The organism is Marinoscillum pacificum, assembly GCF_024714495.1.
Classification (GTDB): Bacteria; Bacteroidota; Bacteroidia; order Cytophagales; family Cyclobacteriaceae; genus Marinoscillum; species Marinoscillum pacificum.
Genome location: NZ_JAMZMJ010000002.1, coordinates 176,216 through 186,646, shown reverse-complemented (window position 1 = coordinate 186,646; position 10,431 = coordinate 176,216). Strand labels below are relative to the sequence as shown.

Below are 10,431 nucleotides of genomic sequence, written 5' to 3'. Positions count from 1 at the left end.
TCGCTTGTTTTGATATAATTGGATATGACTAATTGGTTAATATTGAGAATATTCATGCCATTTGTCCCAGGGCTTTTTAGGATTTGATTGGTCTATTCGATTAATATTTATAATCAGTGGAGGAAGTTGTGAAAATGATCAATAGCTGAGATTTAATATTTATACGAGAAATCAATAAACTCCTTACATAACCCTTTCTTGTGATACTTTGTATGATTCGATGTTTAATTTAAGGTGTCCTTTGATGTATATATTTAATAATACATCAAGAAGACTCTTTTTTTTTGGATTTAATACTTGCGAGTAATTGCCAATGGAATCGATAGATTAAAATTGAAAATTTCTAATTTCGCAACAATCAAAATAAAAGATCAGCTATGGCATTGTTGAAACTGAAGGGAGTCGTACAGAATTACGCATGGGGAGGAACCGAATACATTCCCAATCTAATAGGTGAGGAAGTAACTGGTGATAAGTGTGCTGAATACTGGATGGGAGCACATGATAAAGCACCTGCCACGATCACTTCCTCTGGTCAGAAGTTCAATGATTACATTGCTGCAAATAGCCAGGATCTTTTAGGTAAACCGGTTTATGATGCTTTTGGGAAGCTTCCGTTTCTCTTCAAAGTTTTGGATGTAAATGACATGCTGTCTATTCAGGTACATCCTACGAAAAAGGAAGCTGTAAAAGGATTTGCACATGAAAATGAGCTGGGAATTCCATTGTCTGCGCCTCATAGAAACTACAAGGATGATAACCATAAGCCTGAAATTATGGTGGCATTGGGAGAGTTTTGGTTACTGCATGGTTTCAAACCAGAAGCTAATTTAATTGCTACATTAAGTGAAACGCCAGAATTGAGTCAGCTCGTAGAGGTGTTTAAAACTTCAGGCTATAAAGGATTATATCAGTTGGTCATGGAGGAGTCAGCAGATGAAACCAATCAAGTACTTAAGCCGCTTATTGATCGAGTATTACCTCTTTATAAAGAAGGAGCTTTGGATAAATCGAGCCCGGATTATTGGGCGGCGAAAGCTTATCTAACTTTCTGTCCAGAAGGTGATTTGGATAAGGGCATCTACTCAGTTTATTTCTTCAATATTGTGAAAGTGAATGCAGGAGAAGCCGTCTTTCAGGATGCAGGGGTACCGCACGCTTATATGGAGGGACAAAATATGGAATTGATGGCTAACTCGGACAATGTGCTTAGAGGAGGTCTTACACCAAAGCATGTAGATGTGCCGGAACTATTGAAGCATGTTGCTTTTGAAGAAACCATTCCAAACATCCTGAATGGTGATGCGCAACCTGATGGGTTAGAGAGAATTTACAAGAGTCCAGCTCCAGATTTTGAGTTAAGTAAAGTGTCTGTTCAGTCAGGAGCTACTTATCAGTCAAATGCTGATACGGTAGAAGTTATCATCGTTTTAGAAGGGAATGTGAAGGCAACTTCAGGAGATGAATTGTTGGACCTAACCAAAGGAGAGGTCTTTTCTGTTAGTGCAGGAGATAGTTACAAAATAGCAGCATCTGATGAAGCTATTTTGTATAAAGCGAAGTGCCCTGTGAAGTAAGAGTAGTATGTTATTAATTTATAGAAATCAATAAATTGTAGATGTAAAAGCCTGACCAACATTACTGTAGTCAGGCTTTTGTATTTAGGAGTTGACAAGAAGTCTTTTTTCCTTATTCTTTGATTATTCTATAAGTTTTGGAGACTTCTCCCTGAATGGTCACCATATAAATTCCGGCTTTTAAGTGTTGTATGCTCAATTGATTTTCACCTGCTTTTAATTGCTTATTAAGTACCTCTTTTCCTGAGAGGTTTCTAATGCTTACAGTGTTGTTGCCTTCGTTTTTCAGTTGAATGTTCAAAAGATCATTAGTAGGATTAGGGAAGAGTTTGATGTCTGCCTGCTTTTCAACAGTGTTCAATAGCTCTTCTACTCTGGCGGTGTTAGGTACGGTCACTAACTCCCACTGAGCATTAACGTGTCCGGTATTGGCGTACTGGTTGACATTTGCACCATTGGTGGTGTATCCATAGCCATCGAGATATAAACCTGTTGCTCGATTTTGAACACGGTAATAGATACCATCATACTGCTGTAAAGCCCAGTGTGCATTTTGACTGCCTGTGTCTTCATATTGGCCACAAGCATCTCCATTGGTGGTACGTCCCATGCCATCCAAAAGCAAGCCGGTGCCTCTGTTTTGAAGTTTATAATAGTTTTGATCTACCGGAATTAGCTCCCATTGTGCATTTGGGTCCGAGGTATTGGCATATTGTCCACAGTCAGCTCCATTAGTTGTGCGTCCCATTCCGTCCAGGTACAAGCCGGTGTTGCGGTTTCTGAGCTGGTAATAATTGGAAGAGGAGGTACCCAGTACTGCTATGTCAAAGGCAGATAATTCATGATTGTAAATTCTGAAGTCATCAATTCTACCATTAAAAAGTGGGTCAGGATATTGGCTTCTTCCTATGTAATTGGCAATAGGTTTGAAATCATCCGGAGAAATGGAAAAAGAACTCGATTCATCCACTAATTGACCATTGAGATACATTTTTGCTATGTTACCGCTGAGAGTGATCGCCACATGATTCCAGGTGCCTGTGCTTAGTGCTGGTGCATTGAGTACTTGCTCTGCTCCTCCATCTTTGATGGCAAAACGCAGCTCACCACTTCCTGCGCTTGGTGTTAGGAATAAATATTCCGATTGGTCATTACCAAAATCAAAGATCCTCTGCCATGCTCCACCACCGTTCCAGTAGACCCAGGTAGCGATGGTGATTTCAGCTGAACTTGTCACGTTCACTGGTAATTGTAAGAAATCGTCCGATCCATCAAGTCCTATAGCTCCGCCAATGGTGCCTGAAGCATTAGCGGTCCCGAAAGTTGCGGCATGGTTCAGGTTGCTGCTTATATCTTGCGTGTTATTGTCAAAAGTATAGTGAGCGACCAGACCATCTTGTGCAGAAGTGCTGCCAGTGACTGTGTTGGAATAGTTGGACCTGTTTAGTGATTGATCAATTGCCTTTACGGAATAGTAATAATTATTGCCTTCCAAAGCAGTATTGTCCACAAAAGTGGTTCCATTCACATTTTGTGCAATTGTATTGAAAGGTGCAGATGGACTATCCGCACGATAGATATGATAACCCGCAACGTCGGATGATGAGCTGGCTGTCCAGTCTAGGCGAACAGAAGCATTGTTGGCAACTGTAGAAAGACTACTTGGTGCGGATGGGGCTGTAAACTCTATAGGAGCTCCTGCAGGAATCAGTCTCCATTGTTGAGCGGCATTGCCAGTTTTGTCCCATTGCTCCACGTTCGATCCATTAATTTGCAGACATTTTGCGTTGAAGCGGCTTCTGATATAAAACCAGCCATCCTCGGCATATTCCAGATACCACTGTTGATTTTCTCCTTGGGTATCGTCCCAAACTACAATGTTGCCACCATTGTCTAGTGAATAGTTGTAAATATCGGGAGCCAGGTTGTTTTGTGCATTGTTGATTGTGAAGTAGCTAAAGTCTCCACCTATTCTAGCATCAACAGGTATTACATTCCATTGTTGATTAGTTGCTCCTGTGCTGGATCCAGCTTCAAGGTTGGCACCTGCAGTAGATGAGCCTCCATTGATTTGGATGACATTGCCATTGCTGCGATTGACGAGTGTATAAGTTCCGTTAATTACCGGCTGAATATCGTCTCCCCAGGTAATGTTGATGACACGCTCTGCATTAGGTGTATTTTCCCAATAGGCGGTACCACCCGGCATCTCTAGTACAAATTCTCTTTGTGGGCCTAATCCGTCATAGTAGACATCTCGTTCTTTGGATACAAATCGGAAAGTAGTGGTTATTGCCTGGCGTTCCGATTGACCAGCGAAAGCTTGTATTTCTCCATCTGTGTTTCGGTATACTGAAGCAGCACTCCAATTGGGTCTGTGTTCCGCGTAGCCCAGTCGGGTGCCATCACTTGCCTGTACAAACTCACCACGAGCATAATTGGCAGTTCCCCACCAGATGCCGGTTTGCATTCCGTATTCTGCACCTACCATCGCTTCCATGACATTGTGTAGCTCATCGTTGGTGCCGTGATCTCCGTTGGCTTGAATAGATTGGTGTAACGTAGCGTAGTTGTCAAAACTCCCTGCTAGCTGATGTGTGTTGCCTTCGTCTAACCGATCACTGAGATAGTTATACCAGGTAACTCCAGCATCAGTGCTGAGTGTATTGCCTCCAGATATACGCACACCATCTAGTGTAGAGAAGCTCTGCCTGATTTCTCCAGCTATATTATAAAAGTCAGCCATGTCTCCCTGTCCCCAGCCATAGTCAGGTTCATTAAATGGCGAAACAGTGACGATGGAATGTCCTGCGTTTTTGTGATGTGTTGCCGTTACATCAATGAGCTGTGCCCACCGATATGCATTGGTAGTGCCGTCTGCATTCTTGTACCAGTCGGATACGCTAGGGTGATCACAGTTGAGTGTCAAAGGCATATTTCCTAACCAGGTACTGATGATGTTGATGCGTTGGTTCACTATATCCAGCTCTGCTTGCGGTAAGTCTCCATTGATCAGTGCTGCAGTGGGTGTAAATGACGACCTGACTATATCTACATTTTGCTGTTCCATAAAGGCAATACCCCTACGAATATTGCCTTCACTAAGCCAGGCCAGGTCCAGTCCCCAGGTGATTGGCTTGGATTCACCCAGATCTGAAATGGCGAATGGGACAGTACGATCTGCGATTGGCTGTGCTTTCAGGTAATCGCTGCTACTTGCAGTTTGGGCATAGACATGACTCCATGTGAGGAGCATGAGCATAGCAATGCCATGAATGATAAGTTTTCTCATTTTTAAAGAATTTAATGTGTTAATAAAGGTTGGATAGTCCCATACTCCATGCACGAAGGGTGGAAGGCAACTTGAGTAGAGGTTGGGGATTATCTTGAAGTATCAAGTAATTCAATAATCATCAGATCCTACGGGGCCTCATTCTGCTAAGCGGGGGGAGGTATCGATTTTATAGATAAGTACTGTGCAGGGTCGCACGTCGTATCAAGGTTTTTACCATCTATGATGTGCTCAAATAATGAGTGTTGAACCTAAGTTGGAATTTGTGAAAAATGCATTTTATTCAATCTGAGCCTTTGTTTTTAGTAAAAATAAAATTGCAGGATTAATAACACCCCCTTTATTGAATGATTGTCACCTCTGTGAGTAAAGTAGTTTAAAGTTACTTGCGTTACACAAGCTGTGCTATGAAGTCAACCTAGAAGATCTACTAGCCTGGCTAACCTAAAACTTTAACTAAACATGAAGATGATGATTACAATTCTACCTGTAAGAATTGGTCGGAAGTATCAGATGCTGATAGCACTGATACTGGCGATCATGATTACGCCTCTACACTCGATGGCGGTAGAGGTGTTGGACTATCAGACGGATCAATCCTATGTCCTAAAAGGTACCATAAAAGATGAAAATGGCGAATCCCTTCCAGGTGCTACAATAATGGAGAAGGGTACTCAAAATGGTACCGTTACAGATATTGATGGTAAGTTCCAACTGAGAGTGATGGAAGGAGCTGTACTTACGGTTTCTTTTGTGGGATACATGACACAAGATGTTACTGTAACAGGTCAAAGCGATCTGACGGTAAGCATGAAAGCAGATATGGAAAATCTGGAAGAAGTGATTGTAGTAGGATACGGTACACAAAAGAAAGAGAACCTAACAGGAGCTGTCAGTAATGTGAAATCTGAGGACCTGGTCAGGTCTACTTCTACAACTACAGCAGGAGCTTTGGCAGGACGCGTACAGGGTGTTACAGTCAGAGCCAAGGATGCCCGCCCGGGCAGAGGAGCAGCTATCGAAGTTCGTAACATGGGTAGCCCACTCTATGTAATAGATGGAGTTCCATATGGAGGCGATACAGGCAATGACTGGGTGCAGTCTTCGAATGTGTCAGGTGCCGATATCTTCAACTCATTGAATATGGAAGATATCGAGAGCATTACCATACTCAAGGATGCCTCAGCAGCAATCTACGGTATGAGAGCCTCTAATGGCGTGGTATTGGTGACTACCAAAAAAGGGAAAAAAGGAGAGTCTACACGTGTCAATATAAATGGATACTATGGTTGGCAAAACCTCACTCGTTTTCCAGAACTGGCTGATGCAGGTTTGTACTGGAGAGGACGCGTGGAAGCCGCTCAAAACCAGGGGCAGGATCCAAGTAGTGTATTGACACCAGAGGAATTGTCTAAGTGGCAGGCAGGTACCGAACCGGGGTACCAAAGCTATGATTACTATGACCTCACTATGAGAAGTAATATTCCTCAGTATCACCTCAATGCAAATGTGACCGGAGGTACTGATAAGACCAACTACTACTTGTCTGTTGCCAAGACTGGTCAGGAGGCATTGATGGAAGATTTTAATTATAACCGAATCAACATACAAGCCAATTTGGAAACCATGGTTTCTGACAGGCTAAAAATTGGCTCTCAGATCAGTGCCAGAAATGAAAAGACTGAAGATGTAGGACTGCCTGGAGGAGATGGTTATTTCTCATCCATCCTGGGGATGTTTAGCAACCTACCGACTGATGGTCCTTATGCTAACGACAATCCTGATTATATCAACCATACGCGTGATTACTCCAGAAACCCCGCTTTGTTTTCACGAGATGTAGCAGGATATAAAGACAACCTTAACAAGAATGCAAACATCAACCTGTATGCTAATTACGACTTTGATTTTGGCCTAAGAGCTAAAGGGACGGTTTCTTACAACTACAGCATTAATAAGTTTGATGGATTCCAATATACCTATGATGTCTACAGCTACAATGAAGTAGAAGATACTTATAACCGCACTGGTGGTGTAGATGGAGGGTGGAGATACCAGACAGAGCGTGAAGTAACAGCTAGGTATGCTCAATTCCAGTTGGATTATGAAAAGGAAATAGGCAAGCACATGTTCTCAGTAATGGGGGGGTATGAGCGATCTGACTACAACAAGGAATACCTTGCATATGGATCCAACCCATCTAATAACTACCTGCCTTTAGTCGAATTTGATAAGATGAACTCCTTTAACGACAGCTGGAATTATGAGGCTCGAGCAGGATTCATTGGTAGAGTAAATTATAACTATGACGATAAGTATTTGCTAGAAGTGCTGGGTAGATATGATGCTTCCTATTTGTATCCTCCAGGTCACCGTTGGGGTTTCTTCCCGGGTGTGTCCCTAGCATGGAGAGTGTCCAATGAGTCATTCTTCGAAGGTGCAAGAAACATCATAAGCAATTTAAAACTTAGATCATCGTTGGGACAGACTGGTCTGGAGCAAGGTGTTGGCCTATTTGGTTATCTGGGTGGCTATACCTGGAACGATGGAAATGCCGTTCTAGATGGAACATTCACTACTGGTGTCAGACCTAGAGGATTGCCAGTTACTAACCTTAGCTGGGTAAAAAACACCACTTCCAATATTGGTGTAGATATTAACTTCTTCGAGGATAAGCTGAAATTCACTACTGACATTTTCAGAATCAGAAGAACAGGGGTGCCTGCAGCTAGATACGATGTGTTGCTGCCGAGTGAAGTGGGGTATAGTTTGCCAAATGAAAACCTGAACAAGAATGGATACAATGGTATAGAAGGAAGTCTTTCTTATACCAGCTCTGCGGGAGAAGTAGATTACCACGCAGGGGTAAACTTTACTTATTCTCGATACAGAAATATAGAGTCTTACAAACCTCGGTTTGGAAACTCATGGGATGAATATCGCTACTCATCTGAAGACAGATGGGGTGGAGTCTGGTGGGGCTACCAGGTAGTTGGTAGGTTCGAATCAGAGGAGGATATCCGTAACCATGCAGTAGATATAGATGGTCAGAATAACCGTACGCTACTTCCAGGAGACCTTATTTACAAAGATGTAAACGAAGATGGAATTATCAACTGGATGGATGAGCGTCCTATTGGATACCCTACAGGATGGTCACCGATGATCTCATTTGGTGGAAACCTTGGAGCGAGCTGGAAAGGGATTGACTTGAATATAGATTTGGTTGGTGGAGCTATGCAGTCATGGTTTCAAGACTATGAGTTGAGAAATGCCTTCCACGCAGGTGGTAACTCGCCTGCATACCTTTTGGAAGACAGATGGTACCAGGCTGATCCTTATGATCCAGATAGTGAGTGGGTGTCTGGTTATTACCCAGCTATCAGAAATGGTAACACAGGACCCAACTGGAGAAATAGTGACTTCTGGTTGACCAACGTGAAGTACTTAAGAGTGCGAAATCTGGAATTGGGGTACACCATTCCAAGTCAGATCACTTCCAAAATCAAGATGCAAAAAGTAAGGGTGTATAGTAACGTGTCTAACCTGATCTCAATTGATAATGTGAGAAAATTCCAGATAGACCCTGAGATTGAAGCCCGCGCTGCGGTGGTATACCCTACGCAGAGAACAATAGTTGTTGGATTCAATATCACACTTTAAACCAAGCGACAACATGAAAAATTTATATATCAAACTAACTTTCATCTGCTGCCTGTTTTTGATGGCATGTGAGAATGAGGAGTGGTTAGAAAGACAACCGCAGAATATCATTACCGACGAGCAACTCTGGAATGATCCTCAGCTGATCAAGTCTTTGCTAGCTAATTATTACAATAGAATTCCTACACTTCATGGAGTGTTCAATACCGGAGGTATGGCAGAGTTGGATGATGCCATGTGGTCTGGTCACCAGGATCAAAACTGGAGAAATGACTTTCAGTTTGGTGATGATTATGGGCGTTATTGGGACTACACTTACATTCGTGAGATTAATCTGGCTATCGAAAATATAGATCAGTATAGTGTAGAACTATCTGATGAAGAAAAGGACCTGTTTAAGTCTGAACTTAGATTCATTAGAGCTTTTATCTACTTTGAGTTGGTGAAGCGTATGGGCGGAGTGCCGATTATTACAGAGCAACTGATCTATGATTTTAGTGGAGATCCTTCCTCTCTACAGATCCCAAGAGCAACAGAGCAAGAGGTGTATGATTTCATTTACAATGAGATGGAAGCGATCAAAGGTTTGCTGGATGCCAATAGTAGCAGTCAGACAAGAGCCAATAAGTTTGTGGCATTAGCACTGGAAAGCCGTGCGATGTTGTACGCAGGATCTATTGCTAAGTACAATGCAGAGATGGGGAGCCCAATTTCCACAGATGGTGGTGAAGTTGGTATACCTTCCGGTTTGGCCAATGAATACTTTGCTAAATCTCTGGCTGCAAGTGAAGAAATCATCAATAGCGGTGGTTATGAGATCTACAATGAAAATCCTGATAAAGGCGCTAACTTCTATGAGCTATTTATGCAAAAGGGGAATAGTGAGATCATCTTCGCTAAGGATTATACCTTGAGTTTGAAAATTCACTGGTTTACCTATGACAATATTCCAAGAAGCCTAACAGAGGATAATGAGTCATCTTCAAATCTATCACCGTCACTAGGATTGGTGGAAAGCTATGATTATCTGGATGGTTCAGAAGGAACACTCAGATATCAGACAGCTGGTGGCGACTACATAGCATATGACAATATAGAAGACATTTTTGCTAATAAGGATGCACGACTTTATGGTACCATTGTGTATCCGGGTACTACCTTCAAGAGTGCTCCTGTGAGTATTCAGGCCGGTATTGCTGTATGGAATGGAGATACCTATGAGTTTAGAAATGCTCCAAATCTGGGTGATAACTATGATGATGGTCAGCTGTGGACTGGTTTTGATGGACCTCAGGATAATGCGCGTGATGTAAGTAATACCGGATTTTATATGAGAAAATTTGTCAGTGAGGCACCAGGTGCCAGCACCAGAGGTGTTGCTGCAGAGAACTGGTGGCCATGGTTCAGACTTGGTGAGATTTATCTTAATGCTGCAGAAGCGGCATTCGAACTGGGGCGTGGTGAAGCTGTAGGTTACATTAATACATTGAGAGAGCGAGCAGGCTTCCCAGCCAACAGCCTTAGTGCTCTGACTACTGAAATTATCCGAAAGGAAAGAAGGGTGGAGCTAGCCTTTGAAGATCACCGATATTTTGACCTAAAAAGATGGAGAATAGCGCATGAAGTTTGGAATGGTAGTGATACCAATGAAGATGCTTTGGTTTACGGCCTTTATCCATACAGAGTGGTGAGAGAAGGTCACGAGGATGATGGTAAATATATCTTCAACAAGGTACGACCAACCAGATTTAGACAGCCTAGGTTCTTTAGAATGGCGAACTACTATTCGTCAATTGATCCAAACGTGCTCAATAATAATCCTAAACTGGTTAGAAACCCATTCCATTAATTCATTAAGGGTTGAGACTACATGGTCTCAACCTGTTTGAAAAACATAAA

Annotated in this window: 4 protein-coding genes; 3 read left to right on the top strand and 1 reads right to left on the bottom strand. The window is 42.4% G+C overall.

The features are described 5' to 3' along the window. Positions 1-377 precede the first annotated feature (377 nt). Entirely contained in the window at positions 378-1,577 is a 1,200-nt protein-coding gene (gene manA / locus NXS00_RS07745; RefSeq protein ID WP_258098584.1) for a mannose-6-phosphate isomerase, class I, read from the top strand. 112 nt (positions 1,578-1,689) lie between these two features. Here manA and NXS00_RS07740 read toward each other — a convergent pair whose 3' ends face one another. Further along, positions 1,690-4,869, bottom strand: a complete 3,180-nt coding sequence (locus NXS00_RS07740) for an RICIN domain-containing protein (protein ID WP_258098583.1) — start codon at positions 4,867-4,869, stop codon at positions 1,690-1,692. Positions 4,870-5,337: 468 nt separating this feature from the next. Here NXS00_RS07740 and NXS00_RS07735 point away from each other — a divergent pair, with 468 nt between their 5' ends. Together NXS00_RS07735 and NXS00_RS07730 are read left to right on the top strand one after the other, a co-directional pair. Further along, positions 5,338-8,532, top strand: coding sequence for a SusC/RagA family TonB-linked outer membrane protein (locus tag NXS00_RS07735; RefSeq protein ID WP_258098582.1), 3,195 nt, complete (start codon positions 5,338-5,340; stop codon positions 8,530-8,532). A 13-nt stretch (positions 8,533-8,545) separates the two neighbouring features. Then, on the top strand, positions 8,546-10,381 hold the full coding sequence (locus tag NXS00_RS07730) for a RagB/SusD family nutrient uptake outer membrane protein (RefSeq protein WP_258098581.1): 1,836 nt from the start codon (positions 8,546-8,548) through the stop codon (positions 10,379-10,381). The last annotated feature ends 50 nt before the right edge of the window (positions 10,382-10,431 follow it).

Excerpts from the sequence above, each read along its gene's own strand:
- manA (WP_258098584.1), top strand. The coding sequence starts at position 378 with ATGGCATTGTTGAAACTGAAGGGAGTCGTACAGAATTACGCATGGGGA.
- NXS00_RS07740 (WP_258098583.1), bottom strand. The coding sequence starts at position 4,869 with ATGAGAAAACTTATCATTCATGGCATTGCTATGCTCATGCTCCTCACA.
- NXS00_RS07735 (WP_258098582.1), top strand. The coding sequence starts at position 5,338 with ATGATGATTACAATTCTACCTGTAAGAATTGGTCGGAAGTATCAGATG.
- NXS00_RS07730 (WP_258098581.1), top strand. The coding sequence starts at position 8,546 with ATGAAAAATTTATATATCAAACTAACTTTCATCTGCTGCCTGTTTTTG.